The following is a 22,136-nucleotide window of genomic DNA, read 5'->3' on the forward strand; positions in this document are numbered from 1 at the left end:
CATAATTTATGCCAGAATGAAAATTTTGTTTGACCTTTTAACTATACAAAGTGTCTCTGGGGACGAAGGAGGAGTTTCAAAATTTCTCCTTGAATACATCCAAAAACGACAAAAACACTGGAAGGTTCGGCCAATTATTTATTCGGGGGAGGAATTCCATGATTGTATTCTTCTGAAATTCGGAAAGCCATCTACTGCCCTTTTTGCCCATATGGATACTATTGGTTTCATGACTCGATATGAAAATCAGTTAATTCCTGTGGGGGGGCCAGAATATATAGATGGAGCTTTTTTGGTGGGGAAAGATAGTTTGGGAGATATTCGATGTCGATTGAAAGTCGAAGACGATCAGCTATTTCATGACTTTCCCCGAGCCATTGATCGAGGAACCTATCTCTCATTCGAACAAAATGTTCGTCTAGACGAGGAATCTATTCAAGCTGCTTACTTAGATAATAGGTTAGGCGTTTTTACAGCTTTGAAAGTATGTGAAACTTTAGAAGATGGCTGGGTGATATTTTCTACCTATGAAGAGCATGGAGGGGGTAGTATGCCTTTTTTATTGAGGTTCATTCAAGAAAATTATCCGATTCAACAAGCTTTGATCGCTGATATTACTTGGGTCACTGAAGGAGTGAGACCACATGAGGGTGTAGTAATTTCTCTTCGGGACAAATACATTCCTAGAAAAAAATTTCTGAATCGAATCCTTGATTTGGCAGAAAAAAGCGAAATTCCCTTCCAATTGGAAGTGGAGGCATATGGAGGAAGTGACGGACGTGAAGTTCAATTTTCATCTTATGCCATCGATTGGTGCTTTGTGGGAGCAGCTGAAGAAAATGTCCATAGCCCGGATGAAAAAGTCTCGCTGCTTGACCTGAACTCAATGATTGAAATGCATCAATACCTAATGAAAAACCTGTAAAAATGAATCAATTCATCCATGATAAAGAGTTTGAACCATTCGTTTCTGAATCCAAAATTCAGGAAAGGGTAAAGGTATTAGGTGCACAAATCACTCAGGATTTTCAAGGGAAAAAGCTGGTTTTACTCGGGATTTTGAAAGGCTCATACATGTTCCTTTCTGACCTTTGTAGGGCAATTGAATTACCTCTCGAAATCTCTTTTTTAAGAATTTCTTCTTACGAGGGAACTCAAACAACTGGAGAGGTCAAGCAGGTTGCAGGATTTCATGATGACTTGTCGGGAAAAACAGTCATTATAGTAGAGGACATTGTGGATACTGGAATAAGTATGGATTACCTATTGAAGGAAATCAAAAAGTATCAACCGGCTGATGTAAAGATTGCTACATTTTTATACAAACCGGATGCTTTTCGCTTTAAATACTCGCTTGATTATGTCGGTTTTGAAATTCCCAATAAATTTGTCGTCGGTTATGGGTTGGATTACAATGACCTAGGTCGTAATCTACCTGAACTATATCAATTAGTGAATTCTCAATAAATCTAAATACGGATGCGTAATATCGTCTTATTTGGCCCTCCGGGTGCAGGCAAAGGTACTCAAAGCGAAAAGTTGATTAAGAAATATGGGCTGACACACCTATCCACCGGTGACCTTTTCCGAAAGCACTTAGGAGAAGGAACGGAGCTTGGAAAACTTGCTCAGAAATACATGGACGAAGGCAGGTTGGTTCCCGATGAAGTTGTTATCGGAATGGTTGAAGATAAAATCGCAGCTACCGAAAATAGTCATGGATTTATTTTTGATGGATTTCCAAGAACTACTGCACAAGCTGAGGCCTTGGATAAAATGTTGGATAGCCATCAAATGGAAATAGCAGGGATGATCGCTTTGGATGTTCCTGAGGATATCTTAAAAGAGCGAATCAAACTGCGAGGAAAAACATCCGGTCGAGCAGATGACCAGGATGATCAAAAAATCCAAACTCGAATAAAAGTTTACTTGGATGAAACTTTGCCGGTTGCGACTTATTATGAAAAGCAGGGAAAGTTCACCAAAATCAATGGGGTAGGAGAGATTGATGAAATCTTTGATGCCATCAGTGAAGTAGTGGATAGTTATTAAGTAGTTGATTTTCCTTACTTTTGCACCAAAATGAGCTAAGCCAAATGCTTAGCTTTTTTGTTTCTATGGCAGAGTCAAATTTCATCGATTACGTAAAATTTTGTTCCCGATCAGGGGCAGGTGGTGCTGGTTCCCTTCATTTTAGAAGAGAAAAGCATGTGCCAAAAGGTGGACCTGATGGGGGAGATGGTGGCCGGGGAGGTCATATCATCCTTCGGGGGAATGCACAATTGTGGACCCTCCTTCACTTGAAATACAAGAAACACGTGATCGCGGAAGCGGGAAAACCTGGTGAAGGTGGTAGAAGGACGGGAGCCAATGGGCAGGATGTAATCCTTGATGTCCCATTGGGGACGGTTGCCAAAGATGCAGAAACCGGTGAAAAGCGCTTCGAGATTACGGAAGATGGTCAAGAGGTTGTCTTGACCAAAGGTGGTAGAGGTGGTCTTGGTAATCACCATTTTAAAACTTCAACCAATCAAGCTCCTCACTATGCCCAACCAGGTGAGTCAGGGATTGAAGAATGGATCATTTTGGAGCTCAAGCTCTTGGCAGATGTGGGTTTGGTAGGCTTCCCAAATGCTGGGAAATCCACGCTTTTGTCCGCTCTTTCTGCAGCCAAACCAGAAATTGGAGATTACCCTTTTACTACTCTTGTTCCTAACCTTGGAGTTGTTAGCTATCGAGACGACCGATCCTTTGTAATGGCAGATATTCCGGGAATTATAGAAGGAGCCGCGGAAGGTAAAGGGCTTGGGATAAGATTTCTTAGACATATTGAGCGGAACTCAATTTTACTATTTCTTATTCCTGCAGATACTGAGCTTATTTCTAAGGAGTATCAGATTTTGTTGGGAGAATTAGAGAAATACAATCCTGAGCTTCTGGACAAAAAGCGACTGCTAGCCATTTCCAAATCTGACCTATTAGATGAGGAGTTGATGAATGAAATGAAATCTGAAATACCGGAAGGAATCCCTTACGTTTTTATTTCATCTGTGACACAATTTAATCTTGAAAAGCTGAAGGACATGATTTGGCAGGCCATTCAGTCAAGTTGAGGTGTCAGATTGTCAGAAATATTCTGATGGCAAAAATATTGTGACTAGAGGCTGGACCAGCTATTGAACTAGATCTATGGAAAATAATAAAGAAGAATTACGCGAAAATGAAGAGGTGCTCGATCAGCAAGAGCAAAACCAAGAAAATTCCGAAGAACAAGAATTAGATCAGGAGCAAGTGGAACAAGAAAAGGTAGATCCAATAGTCAAATTGGAAGGTGAGTTGGCAGAAATGAAGGATAAATATCTACGCCTTTATTCTGATTTTGAAAATTTCAGAAAGCGAAACGCCAAGGAACGATTGGACTTGATCAAAACCGCATCCGAGGAAGTTTTGAGGGACTTGCTTCCGGTAGTGGACGATTTTGAGCGGGCATTCAAAGCCAGCGAAAATGAAGAAGACGCTCAAAAGGTTCGAGATGGAAACCAGCTTATTTTCCACAAGCTTGTTAAAATTTTGGAGTCCAAAGGGCTAAAAGTAATGGAAGACTTGATTGGAAAGCCGTTTGATGCAGATATGCAAGAGGCAATTACTCAAATTCCAGCCCCAAGTGAAGATATGAAAGGAAAAGTGATCGACGTGGTAGAAAAAGGTTACACCTTGGGTGACAAGGTAGTGCGCTACGCTAAAGTCGTAACTGGAGCATAATTTAGTATGGCAAAGAGAGATTATTACGAAGTACTAGGAGTCAGTAAATCCGCTACGGCTGAAGAAATAAAGAAGGCCTATCGGAAATTGGCCATTCAGTACCATCCTGATAAAAACCCTGATAATCCCGAAGCGGAAGAAAAATTCAAAGAAGCTGCTGAAGCTTATGAAGTTTTAAGCAATCCGGAAAAACGTCAGCGATATGACCAATTTGGCCATCAAGGCTTAGGCGGAAATGGCGGCTTCGGAGGAGGCGGAATGAACATGGAAGATATCTTCGCTCAATTTGGAGATATTTTCGGTGGGGGAGGTTTTAGCTCTTTCTTTGGTGGAGGAGGCGGAGGCCGACGAACCAAAAAGGGCACTAATCTTCGTGTAAAATTAAAACTCAACCTTCAGGAAATCTCTAATGGTGTTGAGAAGAAAATCAAAGTAAAACGCCATGTAGTCGCTCCTGGTGTGACTTTCAAAACGTGTTCTACCTGTCAAGGTACCGGACAAGTGAAGAAGGTTGTTAATACGATGTTGGGTCAAATGGTATCTGCTAGTACCTGTGCAGTCTGTGGAGGTAGTGGTCAAATCGTAGATAAAAAACCAGCAGAAGCAGATTCACGCGGATTAATCATTAAAGAGGAAGTTATTACTATCAATATTCCTGGAGGAGTAGCTGAAGGAATGCAACTCAGCATGTCAGGAAAAGGAAATGAAATTCCAGGTGGAATTCCCGGTGATTTATTGATTGTCATAGAAGAGATCGAAGAAAAGACTCTTCAGCGTGATGGAAACAATGTGATTTATGACTTGTATGTTTCCTTTGTGGATGCGGCATTGGGTGCTTCTGTGGAAGTTCCTACAATTGACGGTCGGGTGAAAATCAAAATAGACCCGGGAACTCAAAGTGGAAAAATGCTTCGCCTGAAAGGAAAAGGTATCAAAGATATTAATGGCTATTCCCGCGGGGACCAGTTGATTATGGTTAATGTATGGACACCGACTCAATTGACTAAGGAGGAAAAGCAAGCTTTAGAAGCTTTAAGGGAGTCTCCGAATTTCAAACCGGATCCCGGGAAGTCGGAAAAGTCCTTTTTTGATAAAATGAAGGAGTTCTTCTAAAAATTACAAGCCAGATGCAATTCTGGCTTTTTTTATATTTTTAAAAACCTTTTCAGATTCCAAGTCGTAACCTATCCGTATGCTGCAAAAATTCTGTCTGCTTCTTCTGGGTGTTTTCAGTGGGATAGGCGTCAGTCAGGCACAATTGGTCAAAGAATTCCGGGCTCCAGAGAGGGATGGCTTCGAAGTTGTCCAACTGGACTTTTCCACCTATAAAAGCACCACTCACCTGAAACGGATGAGAAATTCCGATCCTGTCTATATCCATGGACATTTGGAAGAGGTGAATATTCTCCCTGTTTTTGACCATAAAGTTGAAAATCAAACTCTTTATACTTCCCTTTCTCATAAAAATATCGAGTCTGATAATTTAGGCAGGAGCATTACAACCAAGCTTTTTTCTCCTTCCAAAGATGATTTTGGACATTCTTGGGATGTAGGTTTGGCTTCTAATTACCTTTATCATTTGAATTTCAATTTAGGCATTGGAATGGCCGACTTTGACCTTTCACAGCTTCCTGTCGGGCAGTTGAAAGTGCATAGTGCAAGTGCCGATGTCTTGGTACATTATGGAAGTCCTGAACCCAACCAAATCCAAATGGATACGCTTTTGGTCACTTTGAACATGGGGACCGTTGAAATCCAAAATGCCAACTTCTCCAATGCCAATAAGATGATTTTGGAGGTGAATTATGGTAAAATTGATTTGAATTTTAGTGATGGGATGTCCTCTTCTTGCCAGGTTATTGCAGCAGTTGGGGCAGGGTCCTTGTATTTAAAATTACCCTCGGATAATTACCCTATAAAAATCAAAATGAAGACCACCCCGATGTGTAGGACGTCTTTACCGAATTATTTGAAGTCGTTGGACAAGGAGACTTATGTGACAAAAGGTTACGCGCCGGATGATCCTAAACTACTAAGCCTGACCATCGATGTGGGGGTGGGGTCGCTCAAAGTAGAATAAAAATACATGTTAGAAATTGAGAAATTAAATAAATCCTATGGGCCCAATCGGGCTTTGACGGATGTTGATCTTTTTGTCCCGAAAGGAGTGATTTTTGGATTACTGGGACCAAACGGAGCAGGGAAATCTACTTTGATCCGAATAATCAATCAAATTATTGATGCCGATTCCGGTTCAATTCAAATTGAGGGGAGAAAGCTTTCACCAAGTCATATTTCCAAGATTGGATATTTACCCGAAGAAAGAGGGCTTTATAAAAAAATGAAGGTCTGGGATCAGATGCTTTATTTTGCCCGGCTCAAGGGTCTGAGTCAGATGGAAGCCAAAAAGCGGATTAGTCACTGGCTGGAAAAAATGGATATGGGAAGCTGGAGGGAGAAAAAAGTAGAAGACCTGTCCAAAGGAATGGCGCAAAAAGTACAGTTTATTTCCACTATTCTCCACGAACCGGCCTTATTGATTTTGGATGAGCCTTTTTCAGGATTTGATCCGGTTAATGCAGAAATTATCAAAGACCAGATTTTGGAGCTAAAGCAAAAGGGGATCACGGTTATTTTAAGTACCCATCGGATGGAATCAGTTGAATTGCTTTGTGACCAAGTAGCCATGATTAATAAATCCCGAAAAATTCTAGATGGTAGCATTCGGGAGGTGAAGAATTCTTATCGGCCAGATATATTTCATGTTTCACTTGAAAAAATACAATCTCCTTTGCCAGCTAGTTGGGAAGCTGTAGAAGAAGAGGGCCAATGGCACTTTTCAAAAGCACTGGATGGAAAAACTCCCAATGAATTACTGGCTGAATTGATGAATTATGGACAGATTTCAAGATTTCAGGAGCAGGTCCCAAGTATGGAGGAAATTTTTATCCACCAAGTAAAATCAAGCGCGCATGAATAAGATTTGGCTAGTTATACAGCGGGAATATCTTTCCCGGGTAAAGAAAAAGTCCTTTTTGCTTGCGACGCTTTTAACACCGTTGATTTTTCCAGCCATTATGGCAATTTTTATTTGGATTGCCGTGGAGGAAAAAGAGAATCAAGCGCTTCGGATTATTGAAGTAGTGGATGAAAATGATCTGTTTTTTCTTGAAAGCTCAGAACAATATGCTTTTTCATTTTCAAGCCGAAGTGTAGATGAGGCTAAGGACATGGTGAAAAATGGAGATCGCTATGGCTTTTTGTACATCCCGAAAATCAATCTTGAAAAACCTGAGGGAATAACTTACTACGGAGAAGAAAATCCCAATATGAACTTGATCTCCTATTTAAGGAGCAGTCTAAAAAAGAAAATCGAAGATCAACGACTCTTCGAGTCGGGTATCGATCCGGAAATACTATCTCAAATCAGAACCTCGGTAGATGTAAAAGCAATCACTTTGGATGAAGGTGGTGGAGAGCGGGTTTCTGATGCCACAGTTAATTACGCCATAGGATTTATTGCAGGGATTTTGATCTACATGTTCATCTTCATTTATGGTAATCAAATCATGCAGGGCGTAATTGAAGAAAAATCCAGTCGTATTGTGGAGATTTTGGTTTCCTCACTGCGTCCTTTTCAACTCATGATGGGAAAAATTGTCGGAATTGCTGGAGTAGGATTAACCCAACTTCTTATTTGGATTGTGTTGATTGGTACGTTGACGACTTTGGTGACGGGGATTTTGGGAATGCAGATGCCTCAGCAACAGGCAATGGAACTAGCACAGGGAGAAATGACTCAGGCTGTTCCGGATACTGAAATGGGTGAGATTCTAGCTGTGATCAATGGGATTGATTTCGTGACCTTAGTGGCTTCTTTTGTTTTTTATTTTTTGGGAGGTTACCTGTTGTATGGAGCATTATTCGCAGGTATCGGTTCTGCAGTAGAAGCACCATCGGATGCCCAGCAATTTATGCTCCCGGTGACTATTCCTTTGATTGTAGCCTATATGGGGTTATTTGTTTTTGTATTACAAGATCCAAATAGTACCACCTCTTTTTGGCTCTCCATTATTCCATTTACTTCCCCGATTGCCATGATGGGAAGGATTAGCTACGGAGTTCCTTTTTGGGAATTAGGACTTTCAATGGGTTTATTGGTCTTAGGATTTTTGGGAACTACCTGGTTAGCAGCAAAAATTTACCGAATCGGAATCCTTATGCATGGAACTAAGCCAAGTTATAAGACACTTTGGCGCTGGATAAAAAGTAGCTACTAAAAACAAAGCCAGATCGATTTCGATCCGGCTCTGTTTTTTTATCTCAAATAAGCTGATAGCATCCAAACTACCTTTTCTTTCGCAGTGATGTAATCACTCATCAGGGTTACAGTACCTTCGTCTCCTTGTTCGGAGGCTGTTTCCAAAGCTTCCCTTTCAAAATCTAAAAGCGTATTGATGTTATCCCGTGTGATGGAAACCATCTCTTTGGAATCATGCACCTCTTTTGCTTCTTGAATAGTGGAATTTTCGATGTATTCTCCATAAGAAGACAAAGGTCTGCCTCCTAGAGTCAGGATTCTTTCTGCAACTTCGTCAACGCTTTCATTGGCTGCAGTGTACAACTCTTCAAATTTCGCATGCAATTCAAAGAAGTTAGGTCCACTGACATTCCAATGGAAGTTTCGAAGGTTTTGATAGTAGACTTGATAGTTTGCTAGAAGCTTATTGAGCTTTTCTACCAATACGATGGTGTCTTTTACTTGTAATCCGATATCGTTCGTTTTCATGATTTTCTTCTCGTTTTTTGTGTTTTAATTATTAATTTAAATTTACTAAAAATTCCCCTCGGATGCCAACTGAAAATATCAATCCCAATGAGATACTATCTATCGTTTTGAGGAGTTAAAATAGGGATAGGCAACTGTAAAATTCTTCATGAAAAACCGCTTTCAGGATTTGACTTCCATTGATTTCTACCAAAATCGTCGCCAGGTAAAATGGCTGGTGGTATTGCTTTCCATACTCATTGGGGCCGGCTCCATTTGGTATACCAATCAGTTGGTGGAAGAACTTAAGTCTAGAGAGCGACGTCAAATTGAACTCCTGTCCAGTGCCTTGGAATATGCTGCCAGCAATGCAGATAATTTGTCATTCATTAACCAGGAGATTATTCAGCAAAACTACTCCATCCCCATCATTATGGTAGATGCGGAAGGAAACCCCTTAGAGTTCCGGAATATTCAATTTCGAAAAAACGCCACCTCTCAAGATTCGATTAAAACTCTTTCCGAAGAACTGGAAGAAATGAAAGCGGAGTATGAGCCCGTTTTACTACAGGAAGCAGATATTCAGATTTTTTATCGCAATTCAGAGTTGCTAACAAATCTTCGCTATTACCCTTATGTGCAGCTTGCCGTGATTATGATTTTTGGGGTATTAGCCTATGCACTTTTCAATCAAAGTAAAATAGCCGAGCAAAACCGAGTATGGGCTGGTTTGACGAAGGAAACAGCACATCAATTGGGAACGCCAATCGCTTCTCTTATGGCTTGGATTGATTACTTGCGAAATTCTCCCGTTTGGGAAGAAAATAAGGAGATCATCCAGGAAATGGATAAAGATGTGGTGAAGTTGCGGATGGTGACCGAGCGATTCAGTAGCATTGGAAGCAAGCCGGTAATTCAATCCGAAAATCTCTATCAGGCAATTGAAGAAACGATCAATTACCTTCGGCCTCGTATTTCCACCAAAGTAGATCTTCATATCAATGCCGATTCACAGGATTTAGATGCGATGATGAATAAACCACTTTTTGAATGGGTTATTGAAAACATCTGTAAAAATGCTGTAGATGCCATGAAGGGCAAAGGGACGATTACCATCGACATCATTCAGGATAGTGATAAGTTCGTGATCGTTGATATCACCGATACAGGTAAAGGAATTGAAAAAAGAAATTTCAAAAAGGTCTTTAATCCCGGTTTTTCAACTCGACAGCGAGGATGGGGCTTGGGCTTAACCTTAGCCAAACGTATCATTGAGGGCTATCATGGTGGAAGGATTTTTGTTAAGTCATCTGAGCCTGGGGTAGGAACGACTTTTAGAATTATCCTGCATAGCACTGTAGAAGGTGCTGAGCAATTTGTGACAGAAGGAATTTTGGAATACTAAGGGATTTACGAATTCAAATTAACGATTTACGAGGTTAAAATGGACTTCTAAGCTTTTTCCCCAAGTTTGAACCCAAGGAAGTAACAATGAGGTATGGTGTTGATATCGTAAATCGTATTTCAAAAATCGTAAATCCATTTTCCTTACCTTTGCCCCCTGAATTTTACTACCCATGAGTTTGACTGAGGAAATCAAAAAACGCAGAACCTTTGCCATCATTGCCCACCCGGATGCGGGTAAAACTACCTTGACTGAGAAATTGCTTCTTTTCGGAGGAGCTATTCAGACTGCAGGTGCAGTAAAATCGAATAAAATCGATACGGCTACCAAGTCCGACTGGATGGAAATCGAAAAGCAACGGGGAATCTCTGTGGCAACCTCGGTCATGGGGTTTGAATACAAGGGAATTAAAATCAACCTTTTGGATACGCCGGGTCACCAGGATTTTGCGGAAGACACATACCGAACTTTGACTGCAGTTGATTCGGTAATCATGGTCATCGACTGCGTGAAAGGGGTGGAGATTCAGACTGAAAAACTCATGGAGGTCTGCCGGATGCGAAATACACCGGTGATTTGCTTTATCAACAAGCTGGACCGAGAAGGGCGTGATCCTTACGATTTGCTTGATGAGGTGGAGGAAAAGCTCAATATCCAAGTAAGACCTCTTTCTTGGCCTATCGGAATGGGAAAAAGCTTTAAGGGAGTCTATAATTTGTATGATCAAAAGCTCAACCTATTTACCCCGTCTCAGCGGAAGTTGAGTGATGATAGAAAGATTTTTGAAAACCTGGAAGATTCCGAATTGGATCAATTGATAGGTCAAAATCCTGCTGACCAACTGCGTGAGGATGTTGAATTGATCGAGGGAGTATATCCTGAATTTGATGTTGCGGAATATTTGGATGGAAAAGTCGCACCGGTGTTTTTCGGTTCTGCAGTAAATAACTTCGGGGTCAACGAGATGCTGGATACGTTCATTCAAATCGCTCCACCTCCAAAAAGCCGAATGACGGATGTACGGGAAGTAAAACCTGATGAGTCCAAGTTTTCTGGTTTTGTATTTAAGATTCATGCGAATATGGATCCGAACCACCGAAACCGGATTGCATTTTTGCGTATTTGTTCCGGGAAATTTGAGCGAAACAAACCCTATAATCATGTGGGAGGACCTAAGCCACTTCGCTTTTCAAATGTGACGCAGTTTATGGCTCAAGATAAAGAAATTATCGATGAAGCTTTCCCCGGAGATATTATTGGTTTGTATGATACTGGCAATTTGAAAATTGGTGATACGCTGACAGATGGAGAAAATATGGTCTTTACTGGAATCCCTAGTTTCTCACCGGAGATCTTCCGAGAAGTTGTCAATAAGGATGCAATGAAGACCAAACAATTGGAAAAAGGTCTAAAACAGCTTATGGAAGAAGGGGTGGCCCAGCTGTTCACTTTTGATATGGGTTCACGAAAAGTGGTTGGTACAGTTGGTCAGCTTCAGTTTGAAGTAATCCAGTTCCGGTTGAAAAATGAATACAATGCCACAGTGGAATTCCACCCGATGAATCTATACAAAGCCTGCTGGATCAGTAGCAAGGATAAGAAGCAATTGGATGAATTCGTCCGATCAAAAAACCGACACATTGCCTATGACAAAGACGGCAAACTGGTTTTTATGGCCGAATCCAAAGCTTGGTTACAAATGGTTCAGGACAATTATCCTGAGATCGAGTTCCACTTCACTTCGGAGTTTTGATATTCACCCTCCAAGGGTTTCAATCCCTTGGAGGGTTTTTATTGGAATACCTCTGTAAATTCAAATTTTTTCCCATCAAACAATCCCTTATCACTCAATTTCAAATCTGGAATCACCAGCAAGGCCATAAAGCTTAGAGTCATGAAAGGAGAGTTTAGGGTAGAACCCATTTCCTTGGCCATTTTGTCGATTCGGGTGTAAGACTCGGCCACCTGATAGCCATCCTCTGGTGACATAATACCTCCAACGGGCAAAGGAAGTACTTCCTCCTTTTTTCCCGAAACAGCCGAAATCCCACCTTTCGCTTTTATCAAGAGATTCACTGCTCGACAAATGGTTTCATTATCCACTCCCACAGCGATGATATTATGGGAATCGTGGCCTACTGAAGAAGCAATAGCTCCATTTTTTAATCCAAAGTTTTTGATAAAAGCTACTGCAGGAGGGGCATCTTGATAGCGATTGACCACCGTAATTTTCAGGATATCCTTTTCAGGATTGGATTCTGCAAAACCATTTTTTATTAAAATATCTCCTTGAATTTCTGGAGTAATCAACTGTCCGTCGAGCGCTTCAATGATCCGTACTTGTGAGCCTTTAGCCTCGATCTTAAAATCTTCGGGCTTTTTTAAGCTACTAGTAAAATTGTTAATCACCATGTTATCAACACGATCAATTAGCGTGTTTCCGTTTTCAGCTACTTTTTCCCCATTTATATAAGTAGCCTGTACCTGGAAATCTTTCAGGTCTCTGACTAAAATGAAATCTGCCGGATCACCAATACGCAATTGCCCCACCTCTAAAGAATAATGATGAATCGGATTGAGGCAGGCTGCCTGAAGCACTTTAAACAAATCCTTTCCCTTTGCAATTGCTCTAGCTGCCAATTCATTGATATGCCCCAAAGCTAGATTGTCGGGATGCTTGTCATCTGAGCAGAACATAATCATCCCAGGGTATTCATCGATCAGATCGATCAAGGCTTCGAAGTTTTTGGCGGCCGAACCTTCCCGAATGGCGATTTTCATCCCAAGTTTGATTTTCCCTAAAGCTTCGGAATAGGTAAAGCATTCATGATCCGTACTTGGACCCGCACTAACATATTTCTCTGCCAATTCGCCGATCAGTCCAGGCGCATGTCCGTCTATTGGTTTGCCATATTTTTGGGCAATTCGGATTTTTTCCATGACCAAAGGATCCCGATTCACTGTACCGGGCCAGTTCATCATCTCAGCCAAATAGATAATTTCCGGTCTGCTCATCAGTTCTTCGATATGAGAGGCGTCGATTTCCCCACCGGCTGTTTCAAAAGGTGTAGCAGGCACACAGGAAGGGGCTCCAAAATAGAATTTGAAGGGAACTTGTCTTCCATTTTCAATCATGTAATCGACTCCTTCAATCCCACAGACATTGGCAATTTCATGAGGGTCCGATACGGTAGCCACAGTTCCATGGACCACTGCGAGTCTTGCAAATTCCGAAGGAACGAGCATGGATGATTCCACATGCACATGGGCATCAATAAATCCTGGAAGTAAAAAAGGAAGATCCGGGTTGGCGTCGATTTCTTCAATTGCTGAAATTTTTCCTTTTTCAACAGTAATAGAAACCGAATAAATTTTTTGGTTAGGGATATCTACTAATTGACCTTGAATGTGCATGAAAATCAGTTTAAAAGGAGGAGAAATAAAGGCGGAATTCCCGACGCTCTCCAATTCATTTGCTTTAAAACTACTATATTTGCCCCAGAAAAATAAAAGGAGGCAAGCGCACTTTTTGGATGGGAAAAATAGTCATCGCAATTGACGGATATTCTGGTTGTGGAAAAAGCTCGACTGCAAAAGCAGTAGCCAAAGAATTAGGGTACACCTATATTGATTCAGGGGCCATGTATAGGGCAGCTACCCTGCATTTTTTAAACAATTATCTCACTGCTACCAATCCGAAAGATATTCAAAAGGGCCTCAAGGATTTGGAGATCAGTTTTCAATTGAACCCTGATACCGGTCAACAGGATACCTACTTGAACGGACTGAATGTAGAGCAAGAAATTCGAAGCATGCGCGTATCCGAGCGAGTGAGTGATTTTGCCAAGGTCAAGGAAATTCGGGAAGAACTCGTTGCCCAGCAGCAACGTTTAGGGAAGGAAAAAGGTGTCGTTATGGACGGTCGGGATATCGGTTCGGTAGTATTTCCGGACGCTGAGCTAAAGGTTTTCATGACTGCTGATCTCGATACCAGGGCTTTCAGAAGGCAAAAGGAACTATTCGAACGTGGTGAGATTGTAGACCTAGAAGATATAAAGGCCAATTTGGGTGAACGAGACCGAATAGACAGCAGTCGAAAAGAAAGCCCCCTTTTAAAAGTGGAGGATGCTGTAGAAGTGGACACCAGTAATTTGAGTTTTGCGGAGCAAGTCGCACAAATCGTGGGCCTTGCAAAGCAGCGAATTAATCAATTAGAGAATTATGCAAGTAACCATCGATAAAAATTCAGGCTATTGCTTCGGAGTGGAATTTGCCATCAAAATGGCAGAGGATGAAATGGAGCAATCAGACAAACTCTATTGCCTGGGCGATATCGTGCACAATGATATGGAGGTTAAGCGCCTGGCTGACAAAGGTCTTGTGGTCATTGACCGGGATCAACTTTCTGAATTGAGTGATTGCAAGGTTTTGATCAGGGCTCACGGCGAACCGCCTGAAACCTACAGAACTGCCATCGAGAATAATATCGAGCTGATTGATGCTTCCTGTCCTGTAGTTCTGAAACTGCAGCATCGTGTAAAAACTGCTTTTGATAAAATGGAGCGGGAAAATGGTCAGGTGGTTATTTACGGCAAGAAAGGCCATGCAGAAGTGATCGGATTGACCGGTCAAACCATGGAGAAAGCTATTGTGGTGATGGAGGATTCCGATTTGGAAAAAATTGATTTCAATCGTCCGGTAACCCTTTTCAGCCAAACCACCAAGAGCACCAAAGGCTTCTATGAATTATCCCAAAAAATCCAGGATCGTATCAAAGCTTCCAAAGGGGAATTGACTGAGGTAGATTTTAACGCAAATGATTCTATCTGCCGTCAGGTTTCTAATCGGGAACCTCAACTACGCCAATTTGCTAAGGAAAATGACGTGATCGTTTTCGTTTCTGGAAAGAAAAGCTCCAATGGGAAAGCCCTTTATCAAGTGTGTTTGGAAGAAAATCCTAGAAGTTTTTTTGTTGAAAATCAAACAGAGATACAACCTGAGTGGTTCTATCCCACAGATAAGGTTGGGATTTGCGGAGCGACTTCCACGCCTATGTGGTTGATGGAGGATGTCAAAAAACACTTGGAGTCCATGGAAGCAAATACGCTTCCTGTCTGAAATAGAGGGGATTCAGGTATAAATCCTACCGCTTACGAGAAAGTTGAAAGATTAAAATTCAAATCGCCTCAAAATAAAAAGGTATTTATTAGATTTGGGGCGTTTTTCAAAAGCCCATAGTTACGAAATAGATATGTCAAAAAACGTGAAGCTTAGGAAAGGCTTTGACATCAACCTGGCAGGAAAAGCAGCCAAAGAAATGGTTGACTTTGAGCCGGCTCAAACCTTTGCCATTAAGCCGACAGACTTTGTGGGTATGCAACGACCCAAAGTTCTTGTCAATGAAGGGGACACTGTCAAAGCAGGTACACCCATCCTATTCGATAAAGCCATGGACCAGGTGCAATACCTGTCTCCAGTATCCGGCGAAATCATCGAAATCAAACGTGGAGAAAAGCGCAAACTTCTTGAGATCAAGATTCTTGCTGACAAAGAAACCAGCTATGAGGATCTTGGTAAGATCGACCTGAAATCAACTGACCGAGCTACCTTGGTTGAAAAGTTGGCTGCAGGGGGAGTTTGGCCTCATATCATCCAGCGACCCTATGGGGTAGTGGCGAATCCAGCCGACGAGCCAAAGGCAATATTCATTTCTGCCTTTGATTCCAATCCGCTCGCACCAGATATGGGATTTGTTCTTCAGGGAGAAGAGCAATATTTCCAGGCAGGTTTGGACGCTTTGACCAAATTGACTAGCGGAAAAGTTCACCTAAATGTAAATGGAGCAGAGCAAGTTTCTGCTTTGTTTGCAAATGCAAAAGGTGTTCAAATCAATAAATTCTCCGGAGCTCACCCAGCAGGAAACGTAGGTGTGCAAATCCATCATTTGGATCCAATCAACAAAGGCGATATCGCTTGGACTGTGAGCCCTGTTGGCGTGGTTCAAATTGGTAAATTGATTGTAGAAGGCAAGTATGATGCTTCCAAAACCATTGCTGTAACCGGATCTGAATTGACGAAGCGTGGTTATGTAAAAACTATCTCAGGAGCTTCTGTTTCGACTTTTGTAAAAGGAAATCTTCAAAGTGGAAATATTCGAGTGATTTCAGGTAACGTATTGACTGGAGAAAAAATCTCCATGGAAGGTTACCTTGGTTTCTACCACAATCAAATCACTGTAATTCCTGAAGGAGATTATGAGGAATTTTTGGGTTGGTTGATGCCAAGTACCAAAAAGCTCAGCTTCCATAAAGCAATCGGAATGCTTTCTTTCTTGAATAAGGGAGAATTCAAAGTTGACACCAATACACACGGGGAAGAGCGTCCTTTCGTAGTATCCGGTGTATTCGAAAAAGTCCTTCCAATGGATATTCTTCCTACCTATTTGTTCAAAGCGATCATTGCTGAGGACTTTGATGAGATGGAGGAGCTAGGACTTTATGAAATTATTGAAGAAGATGTGGCCCTCTGTGAATTTGTGGATCCTTCTAAGAATGATTTGCAGCAGTTGGTAAGAAGTGGGATTGAATTATTAATGTATAGCTAAATATGAAGGCATTACAAAATCTTTTCGATAGCATAAAGCCGAATTTTGAAAAAGGTGGCAAATGGGAAAAATTCTATACTCTTTACGAAGGGCATAGAACCATTGCATTCGCTCCTGATTTGACTACCAAATCAAAAGGTGCACAAATTAAAGATGCTACTGACCTGAAGCGAGTGATGATCACAGTGGTAATCGCCATGATTCCTGCGTTGATCTTCGGTATCCTTAACATTGGTCATCAGCACTTCTTGGCAATCGGTGAAGAAGTTACTTGGATAGACAAGGCCTTGTTTGGTCTTTGGTCTGTATTACCTATTCTGATTGTATCCTATGCGGTAGGTTTGGGAACAGAATTTACTTTCTGTGTGATCAGAAATCACCCTGTTTCTGAGGGATTCTTGGTTACAGGGATGTTGATTGCGCTGGTGATGCCTCCGCATATTCCGCTTTGGCAGGTGGCTTTGGCTACTGTTTTTGCGGTTGTGGTAGGAAAAGAGGTGTTTGGAGGTACAGGAATGAATATTTTGAACGTGGCAATGACAGCGCGTGCATTCTTGTACTTTGCTTATCCAGCTCAAATCTCTGGTGATCAGGTATGGACTTATATGGGAGATCAAACACCTGTTGATGGTTTCTCTGGAGCTACTGCTTTGGCAGTTGCATACAATGCAGGAATCGACGGTGTACCTGTCAGTGATGCCTTAGCATCTCATAACGCTTCCTTGGGAGCTGATTTCAGTTTCTGGAATATGTTTATGGGATGGATTCCTGGTTCCATTGGTGAGACATCTACTTTGATGGCTTTGATTGGAGCAGTTATCTTAATTTATACAGGAGTAGCAAGCTGGAAAATTATCGTATCCGGATTCGGTGGAGCTTATTTGATGGGCTTGGTGATGAATCTATTTGCATCCAATGAATTCATGGCGATGGCTCCTCATTTCCACTGGGTGATGGGTGGTTTGGCATTTGGTGTTGTCTTCATGGCAACTGACCCGGTATCTGCCGCTCAAACCGAAACAGGTAAATGGGTTTACGGATTTTTGATCGGTGCTTTGACCGTTATTATCCGGGTAACAAACCCTGCATATCCAGAGGGAATCATGCTAGCCGTTCTTTTGATGAACGTCTTTGCTCCATTAATTGACTATTACGTAGTGAAAGCTAACAAAACAAGGAGGTTACAACGTGCAACAGTCTAACGCATATATTATCACATTTTCGGTCATTTTGACCGTAATTCTTGGCTTGCTTCTTTCAGGTACCTCTCAGGTATTGGGACCTTTGCAGCGGGAAGCTGAAGCTTTAGATAAGAAGAAGCAGATTTTAGGAGCTGTGATTTCTGGAGATGAAATCAGCGCTATGTCTCCTGAAGAGGTAAATGCTTTCTACACTTCTCATATTGCAGCTACTGTAGTAGATATCAATGGTCAGGAAGTTACAGAAAAAGACGGTGCTGCCGTTACTGCAGAAAATGTAGATATCGCAAAGAACTACAAAATGCCTGCTGAAGACAGATTGTATCCTGTGTTTATCTATCATGCTGAAGGAAACCCTGACGCTGTTGAGTCTTACATCCTTCCTCTTTACGGAGCAGGACTTTGGGATGCTATCTGGGGATACATTGCCTTGGATACTGATATGAATACTGTTGGTGGTATTACCTTGGCTCACGCTGGTGAAACTCCAGGTTTGGGTGCGAGAATTACTGAAGCCGGTGTTCAGCAGCGATATGTAGGAAAAGAAATCTTCGATGAGTCTGGTGCTTTAGTGGCTGTTGAAATGCAAAAGGGAGAGGGAAAAGATTATTCTTCCGATCCGCATAAAGTTGACGGTATGTCTGGAGCAACTATTACAGGTAATGGTGTGAATGCAATGTTGAAGGCTTATTTGGGTCATTACAGTGCATTCATTGAATCCAAAAAATCATCACAGGCTGTTGCGGCAGCTTTTTAATCAATCAATCACTCTCTGACAATCATACGTATGAGTACTGAAACAGTAGAAAAAGCGATCGAGAAAAAGCCCGCAGAAGCTTTATTCTCTAAGCGTAGAAAAAAACTCATCACGGATCCTTTGGTGGATGACAACCCGATCACCATTCAGGTATTGGGAATTTGTTCTGCCCTGGCTGTGACTACCCAAATGAAGCCTACCTTGGTTATGGCAATCTCGGTTATTTTCGTAATCGTGATGTCCAACCTGGTGATTTCAATCATGCGGAACACCATCCCAACTCGAGTTCGTATCATCGTTCAATTGGCGGTAGTTGCGACTTTGGTAACCTTGGTATCCGAAGTATTGAGAGCCTTCGCTTACGACATGTATAAGGAATTGTCTGTATTCGTTGGATTGATCATTACCAACTGTATTGTAATGGGTCGTTTGGAAGCATTTGCTTTGGGTAACAAGCCTTACGATTCAGTTTTGGATGGATTTGGTTCGGCACTTGGATATTCTTGGATCATTTTGACCGTAGCTTTCTTTAGAGAGCTTTGGGGATCTGGTTCTGTATTTGGAATTCAAGTATTTGAATATATCTCTGGTATTTTCGGTCCTGATTTCAAATTGGCTACGAATGGCTTGATGGTTTCTCCTGTAGGAGCTTTCATCATCTTAGGATTGATCATCTGGGTACAGCGTACCAAGACTGGCTATGTAGAACACTAAAACCGGTAGAAGAAAATGGATTTAATCAATTTAGGTATTCGGTCGATCTTTATCGACAACATGGTTTTCGCTTACTTCCTCGGCATGTGTTCATTCCTAGCCGTATCCAAAAAAGTAAGTACAGCCCTTGGCTTGGGTGCTGCGGTTATTTTTGTATTGACCGTAACTGTTCCAGTTAACTGGCTTTTGAATGAATATGTGTTGAAAGAAGGTGCGTTGACTTGGGTTAATGCTGAATTGGCAACCGTTGATTTGACTTTCTTGCGATTCATTATGTTCATCGCCATCATCGCTGCCATGGTACAATTGGTTGAGATGGTTGTTGAAAAATTCGCACCTGCACTTTATGGAGCTTTGGGTATCTTCTTGCCTTTGATCGCTGTAAACTGTGCGATCTTGGGTGGATCCCTTTTCATGGCTCAGCGTGATTATACCTTGGCTGAATCTGCTGTTTATGGTTTTGGTTCCGGTACAGGATTCTTCTTGGCCATCGTAGCCTTGGCAGCAATTCGTGAAAAATTGAAGTATTCTGCAGTTCCAAATGGTTTGAAGGGATTGGGTATCACCATGCTTTTGACTGGATTGATGGGAATTGCATTCATGTCATTCATGGGTATTGATCTATAAAATTAGATTTCATCAATATTTAGAGACCCTGAAAATTTCAGGGTCTTTTTTTGTTTTAGGCTATGGGGAAAGTTCTGGATTTTGGATTCAGAAAGGAATTGACCTCTTTTCTAATTATCTTCCCATATTCAATCAAAATTCCTAGCTATGAAAAACCTATTGTCGCTCTTTTCATTTTTCCTAATTGTCTTTTCCGCACAAGCCCAAACTGGTCAATGGATAGAACTCTTTAATGGGAAAGATCTAGAAGGATGGGAGATTTCAGAGAATCCCAGTTCCTTTTCTGTGATAGATGGGATGATCAAAGTTGATGGACCTCGAGCGCATGCTTTTTATCAAGGGCCGGTTGGAAATCATGATTTTAAGGACTTCGAATTGCTAGTGGAGGTGAAGACCATGCCCAAGGCGAATTCTGGAATTTTTATCCATACCCAATATCAAGAAAGCGGCTGGCCCAATAAAGGGTATGAGATCCAAGTCAATCAAAGCCATAGCGATTGGAGAAAATCCGGGAGTCTTTATTCTTTCAATGATGTACGAGATGTCTATGTAGAAGATGGAGAGTGGTATACCTATCACATCATTGTGGAAGGAGATCAGGCTACGGTTAAAATCAATGATCGAATTGTGATGGAATATGATGAGTCTGAGGATTCGAATCGTCCTGAAAATGCCGGAATGAAGGAGTTTGATCGTGGTACTATCGCCTTACAGGCTCATGACCCTGAGTCTGTGATTTATTACCGAAGTGTAAAAATCAAGCTTCTGGATTAAGACCTGAATAATTTTTTTGAGGCAATTCGATACGGCATTTCTTTTGCCTATAATATGCTATGGCATTTACTTATAGGCGAATTCTTTCCTATTTCTTCCGGGGTTTGTTGTTTCTAACTCCCCTTGCGGTCACAGGATATGTGATTTATGCAATTTTCGTTTTTTTGGATGGATTGATTCCTGTCCCTTTTCCTGGAATAGGTATCGCCATGGTACTGGCTTTGATTACATTTATTGGCTATCTGGCCAGCCTATTTTTCACCAAGCCCTTTTTTGACCTTTTTGAGCGGGCAGTATTTAAGATTCCCTTGGTTAATCTGCTCTATACTTCGATCAAGGATTTGATGGCAGCTTTTGTGGGGGAAAAGAAAAAATTCAGCTCCCCTGTAATCGTGCAGGTTTCTGAATCACTTTCACGATTGGGTTTTATCACTCAAGAAGATATGTCTATCATCGGAGAGCCGGAATTGGTAGCTGTTTATTTTCCACACAGCTACAATGTATCAGGAAACGTATTTCTCGTTCCCAAGGAGAAAATCAAACCCTTGAAGGGTGTGAAAAGTGCCGACGTGATGAAGTTTATGGTGTCGGGTGGAGTATCTAGCCTGAAGTAATAATTCAACGATGATACCTCACAAAAGCAATCCACTCTCCATCAGGTGACCAGGAATGCACATTGATGGTCCCTTGGCCACCATAGAATACTGGAGTCAAGTCCCGGATTTCTTTACTTTCTACATCTAAAAGCCTCAACTTGACATCCTTTCCAAAAGGATGTGCTCCTTTTTGGTCTTCTAAGTAGGAAATAATCACAGCAGTTTTTCCATCTGGTGATGGATGAGGAAACCAATTGTCGTAATCATCAAAAGTTAACTGTTCTTGTCCACTTCCGTCTGGCTTCATTCGGTAAGCATGCATTCTTCCAGTTCGGTGACTATTGAAGTAAATCCACTGTCCATCATAGGAATATTCCGGGCCATCGTCCAAGCCTTCGGCAGAAGTTAAGCGAACTTCTTTCCCTCCTTCAGTAGGAATTCCCCACACATCCCAATCGCCATTTCTTTCTGCACAATAGACCAAAGTCTTCCCATCAGGACTGATTCCGTGCCAGTAACTAGGATAATTTTCTGTGATTAGTTTGGGTGTCCCTCCTTCAAGGGAGATCGTATAAATCCTTGAACTTAGCCCTTCATCATTTCGGCTAAAGACTAGTGTTTTTCCATCAAAGCTTAGCCCATGGTCATTGTTTATCCGGTCAATTTGATCAGGAAAAAGAAGTCCCAACTTTTGACCGTCTAGACCAATTTTCTCTAATTTTCCTGCGGCATTTATCAAGAGGTAGTTCCCGTCTCTAGACCAATTTGGAGCTTCAAAGTGTCTGTTTTCTAGCAGAACAGTTTTTTCCTCTCCTGTATGGACATTCAGGATAACGAGTTCGCTTTTTATATTTTCAGGCACCTGGGAAAATGTGAGGAGAGGAGCGAGCACAATCAAAAGGGATAGGAGAAATCGGGAAATCATCTTAG

Annotated in this window: 23 protein-coding genes; 20 read left to right on the plus strand and 3 right to left on the minus strand. The window is 41.6% G+C overall.

Annotated features, from left to right (window positions below; all coding sequences use genetic code 11):
- Positions 1-16 precede the first annotated feature (16 nt).
- The 9 genes from E4S40_RS08305 to E4S40_RS08345 all read left to right on the plus strand — a co-directional run bounded on the left by E4S40_RS08305 (position 17) and on the right by E4S40_RS08345 (position 8,042).
- On the plus strand, positions 17-925 hold the full coding sequence (locus E4S40_RS08305) for an aminopeptidase (protein ID WP_135072920.1): 909 nt from the start codon (positions 17-19) through the stop codon (positions 923-925).
- A gap of 2 nt (positions 926-927) precedes the next feature.
- Positions 928-1,467 carry a hypoxanthine phosphoribosyltransferase gene (gene hpt, locus E4S40_RS08310; protein ID WP_135072922.1) on the plus strand — a complete coding sequence of 180 codons (540 nt, stop codon included), beginning with the start codon at positions 928-930 and terminating at the stop codon, positions 1,465-1,467.
- Between the two features lie 12 nt (positions 1,468-1,479).
- A complete protein-coding gene (locus tag E4S40_RS08315; RefSeq protein WP_135072924.1) occupies positions 1,480-2,052 on the plus strand; it encodes an adenylate kinase in 573 nt (190 codons plus the stop codon).
- Positions 2,053-2,117: 65 nt separating this feature from the next.
- A complete protein-coding gene (gene obgE / locus E4S40_RS08320) occupies positions 2,118-3,113 on the plus strand; it encodes a GTPase ObgE (protein ID WP_135073107.1) in 996 nt (331 codons plus the stop codon).
- A 76-nt stretch (positions 3,114-3,189) separates the two neighbouring features.
- Positions 3,190-3,762: a nucleotide exchange factor GrpE gene (locus E4S40_RS08325; RefSeq protein ID WP_135072926.1), complete on the plus strand. Its 573-nt coding sequence runs from the start codon at positions 3,190-3,192 to the stop codon at positions 3,760-3,762.
- Positions 3,763-3,768: 6 nt separating this feature from the next.
- Positions 3,769-4,875, plus strand: a complete 1,107-nt coding sequence (dnaJ, locus tag E4S40_RS08330; RefSeq protein WP_135072928.1) for a molecular chaperone DnaJ — start codon at positions 3,769-3,771, stop codon at positions 4,873-4,875.
- Between the two features lie 79 nt (positions 4,876-4,954).
- On the plus strand, positions 4,955-5,842 hold the full coding sequence (locus tag E4S40_RS08335; protein ID WP_135072930.1) for a hypothetical protein: 888 nt from the start codon (positions 4,955-4,957) through the stop codon (positions 5,840-5,842).
- Between the two features lie 6 nt (positions 5,843-5,848).
- The gene (locus tag E4S40_RS08340) at positions 5,849-6,742 is read left to right on the plus strand and encodes an ABC transporter ATP-binding protein (RefSeq protein ID WP_135072932.1); all 894 of its coding nucleotides are present in this window, start codon (positions 5,849-5,851) and stop codon (positions 6,740-6,742) included.
- Entirely contained in the window at positions 6,735-8,042 is a 1,308-nt protein-coding gene (locus E4S40_RS08345) for an ABC transporter permease (protein WP_135072934.1), read from the plus strand. Before E4S40_RS08340 ends, E4S40_RS08345 begins: the two co-directional genes overlap by 8 nt.
- A gap of 38 nt (positions 8,043-8,080) precedes the next feature.
- Here E4S40_RS08345 and E4S40_RS08350 read toward each other — a convergent pair whose 3' ends face one another.
- Entirely contained in the window at positions 8,081-8,551 is a 471-nt protein-coding gene (locus E4S40_RS08350; RefSeq protein WP_135072936.1) for a Dps family protein, read from the minus strand.
- A gap of 148 nt (positions 8,552-8,699) precedes the next feature.
- Here E4S40_RS08350 and E4S40_RS08355 point away from each other — a divergent pair, with 148 nt between their 5' ends.
- Positions 8,700-9,935 carry a sensor histidine kinase gene (locus E4S40_RS08355; protein WP_135072938.1) on the plus strand — a complete coding sequence of 412 codons (1,236 nt, stop codon included), beginning with the start codon at positions 8,700-8,702 and terminating at the stop codon, positions 9,933-9,935.
- Positions 9,936-10,107: 172 nt separating this feature from the next.
- A complete protein-coding gene (locus tag E4S40_RS08360) occupies positions 10,108-11,688 on the plus strand; it encodes a peptide chain release factor 3 (protein WP_135072940.1) in 1,581 nt (526 codons plus the stop codon).
- A gap of 38 nt (positions 11,689-11,726) precedes the next feature.
- Here the strand turns inward: E4S40_RS08360 and ade are convergent, their stop codons facing one another.
- Positions 11,727-13,349, minus strand: coding sequence for an adenine deaminase (ade, locus tag E4S40_RS08365; RefSeq protein ID WP_135072942.1), 1,623 nt, complete (start codon positions 13,347-13,349; stop codon positions 11,727-11,729).
- Positions 13,350-13,468: 119 nt separating this feature from the next.
- On the opposite strand from ade, the gene cmk reads away from it, so the two are divergent.
- From cmk to E4S40_RS08410, 9 genes are all read left to right on the plus strand, one after another.
- Positions 13,469-14,176, plus strand: coding sequence for a (d)CMP kinase (cmk, locus tag E4S40_RS08370; protein ID WP_135072944.1), 708 nt, complete (start codon positions 13,469-13,471; stop codon positions 14,174-14,176).
- On the plus strand, positions 14,157-15,053 hold the full coding sequence (locus E4S40_RS08375; protein WP_135072946.1) for a 4-hydroxy-3-methylbut-2-enyl diphosphate reductase: 897 nt from the start codon (positions 14,157-14,159) through the stop codon (positions 15,051-15,053). The genes cmk and E4S40_RS08375 overlap by 20 nt, the downstream gene beginning before the upstream one ends.
- Before the next feature lie 133 nt (positions 15,054-15,186).
- A complete protein-coding gene (locus E4S40_RS08380; RefSeq protein ID WP_135072948.1) occupies positions 15,187-16,539 on the plus strand; it encodes a Na(+)-translocating NADH-quinone reductase subunit A in 1,353 nt (450 codons plus the stop codon).
- Positions 16,540-16,541: 2 nt separating this feature from the next.
- On the plus strand, positions 16,542-17,741 hold the full coding sequence (locus E4S40_RS08385; RefSeq protein WP_135072950.1) for an NADH:ubiquinone reductase (Na(+)-transporting) subunit B: 1,200 nt from the start codon (positions 16,542-16,544) through the stop codon (positions 17,739-17,741).
- Positions 17,728-18,495 carry an NADH:ubiquinone reductase (Na(+)-transporting) subunit C gene (nqrC, locus tag E4S40_RS08390; protein ID WP_135072952.1) on the plus strand — a complete coding sequence of 256 codons (768 nt, stop codon included), beginning with the start codon at positions 17,728-17,730 and terminating at the stop codon, positions 18,493-18,495. Before E4S40_RS08385 ends, nqrC begins: the two co-directional genes overlap by 14 nt.
- Positions 18,496-18,525: 30 nt before the next feature.
- Complete coding sequence (locus E4S40_RS08395; RefSeq protein ID WP_135072954.1) at positions 18,526-19,209, plus strand: NADH:ubiquinone reductase (Na(+)-transporting) subunit D; 684 nt, start codon at positions 18,526-18,528, stop codon at positions 19,207-19,209.
- Positions 19,210-19,224: 15 nt separating this feature from the next.
- A complete protein-coding gene (nqrE, locus tag E4S40_RS08400) occupies positions 19,225-19,836 on the plus strand; it encodes an NADH:ubiquinone reductase (Na(+)-transporting) subunit E (protein ID WP_135072956.1) in 612 nt (203 codons plus the stop codon).
- A 147-nt stretch (positions 19,837-19,983) separates the two neighbouring features.
- A complete protein-coding gene (locus tag E4S40_RS08405) occupies positions 19,984-20,610 on the plus strand; it encodes a 3-keto-disaccharide hydrolase (RefSeq protein ID WP_135072958.1) in 627 nt (208 codons plus the stop codon).
- Between the two features lie 59 nt (positions 20,611-20,669).
- Positions 20,670-21,224 (plus strand): DUF502 domain-containing protein, encoded by a 555-nt coding sequence (locus E4S40_RS08410; RefSeq protein ID WP_135072960.1) that lies wholly within the window; start codon positions 20,670-20,672, stop codon positions 21,222-21,224.
- A gap of 4 nt (positions 21,225-21,228) precedes the next feature.
- Here the strand turns inward: E4S40_RS08410 and E4S40_RS08415 are convergent, their stop codons facing one another.
- Positions 21,229-22,131 carry a TolB family protein gene (locus E4S40_RS08415; protein WP_135072962.1) on the minus strand — a complete coding sequence of 301 codons (903 nt, stop codon included), beginning with the start codon at positions 22,129-22,131 and terminating at the stop codon, positions 21,229-21,231.
- Positions 22,132-22,136: the final 5 nt, after the last annotated feature.

Source organism: Algoriphagus kandeliae (assembly GCF_004571135.1).
GTDB lineage: Bacteria > Bacteroidota > Bacteroidia > Cytophagales > Cyclobacteriaceae > Algoriphagus > Algoriphagus kandeliae.

Coding starts and splice junctions, on each gene's coding strand:
- hpt (WP_135072922.1), top strand. CDS start 928: ATGAATCAATTCATCCATGATAAAGAGTTTGAACCATTCGTTTCTGAA.
- E4S40_RS08350 (WP_135072936.1), bottom strand. CDS start 8,551: ATGAAAACGAACGATATCGGATTACAAGTAAAAGACACCATCGTATTG.
- E4S40_RS08345 (WP_135072934.1), top strand. CDS start 6,735: ATGAATAAGATTTGGCTAGTTATACAGCGGGAATATCTTTCCCGGGTA.
- E4S40_RS08355 (WP_135072938.1), top strand. CDS start 8,700: ATGAAAAACCGCTTTCAGGATTTGACTTCCATTGATTTCTACCAAAAT.
- cmk (WP_135072944.1), top strand. CDS start 13,469: ATGGGAAAAATAGTCATCGCAATTGACGGATATTCTGGTTGTGGAAAA.
- E4S40_RS08305 (WP_135072920.1), top strand. CDS start 17: ATGAAAATTTTGTTTGACCTTTTAACTATACAAAGTGTCTCTGGGGAC.
- E4S40_RS08375 (WP_135072946.1), top strand. CDS start 14,157: ATGCAAGTAACCATCGATAAAAATTCAGGCTATTGCTTCGGAGTGGAA.
- E4S40_RS08340 (WP_135072932.1), top strand. CDS start 5,849: ATGTTAGAAATTGAGAAATTAAATAAATCCTATGGGCCCAATCGGGCT.
- ade (WP_135072942.1), bottom strand. CDS start 13,349: ATGCACATTCAAGGTCAATTAGTAGATATCCCTAACCAAAAAATTTAT.
- E4S40_RS08315 (WP_135072924.1), top strand. CDS start 1,480: ATGCGTAATATCGTCTTATTTGGCCCTCCGGGTGCAGGCAAAGGTACT.
- E4S40_RS08410 (WP_135072960.1), top strand. CDS start 20,670: ATGGCATTTACTTATAGGCGAATTCTTTCCTATTTCTTCCGGGGTTTG.
- nqrE (WP_135072956.1), top strand. CDS start 19,225: ATGGATTTAATCAATTTAGGTATTCGGTCGATCTTTATCGACAACATG.
- dnaJ (WP_135072928.1), top strand. CDS start 3,769: ATGGCAAAGAGAGATTATTACGAAGTACTAGGAGTCAGTAAATCCGCT.
- E4S40_RS08380 (WP_135072948.1), top strand. CDS start 15,187: ATGTCAAAAAACGTGAAGCTTAGGAAAGGCTTTGACATCAACCTGGCA.
- E4S40_RS08385 (WP_135072950.1), top strand. CDS start 16,542: ATGAAGGCATTACAAAATCTTTTCGATAGCATAAAGCCGAATTTTGAA.
- E4S40_RS08360 (WP_135072940.1), top strand. CDS start 10,108: ATGAGTTTGACTGAGGAAATCAAAAAACGCAGAACCTTTGCCATCATT.
- obgE (WP_135073107.1), top strand. CDS start 2,118: ATGGCAGAGTCAAATTTCATCGATTACGTAAAATTTTGTTCCCGATCA.
- E4S40_RS08335 (WP_135072930.1), top strand. CDS start 4,955: ATGCTGCAAAAATTCTGTCTGCTTCTTCTGGGTGTTTTCAGTGGGATA.
- E4S40_RS08405 (WP_135072958.1), top strand. CDS start 19,984: ATGAAAAACCTATTGTCGCTCTTTTCATTTTTCCTAATTGTCTTTTCC.
- E4S40_RS08325 (WP_135072926.1), top strand. CDS start 3,190: ATGGAAAATAATAAAGAAGAATTACGCGAAAATGAAGAGGTGCTCGAT.
- E4S40_RS08395 (WP_135072954.1), top strand. CDS start 18,526: ATGAGTACTGAAACAGTAGAAAAAGCGATCGAGAAAAAGCCCGCAGAA.
- E4S40_RS08415 (WP_135072962.1), bottom strand. CDS start 22,131: ATGATTTCCCGATTTCTCCTATCCCTTTTGATTGTGCTCGCTCCTCTC.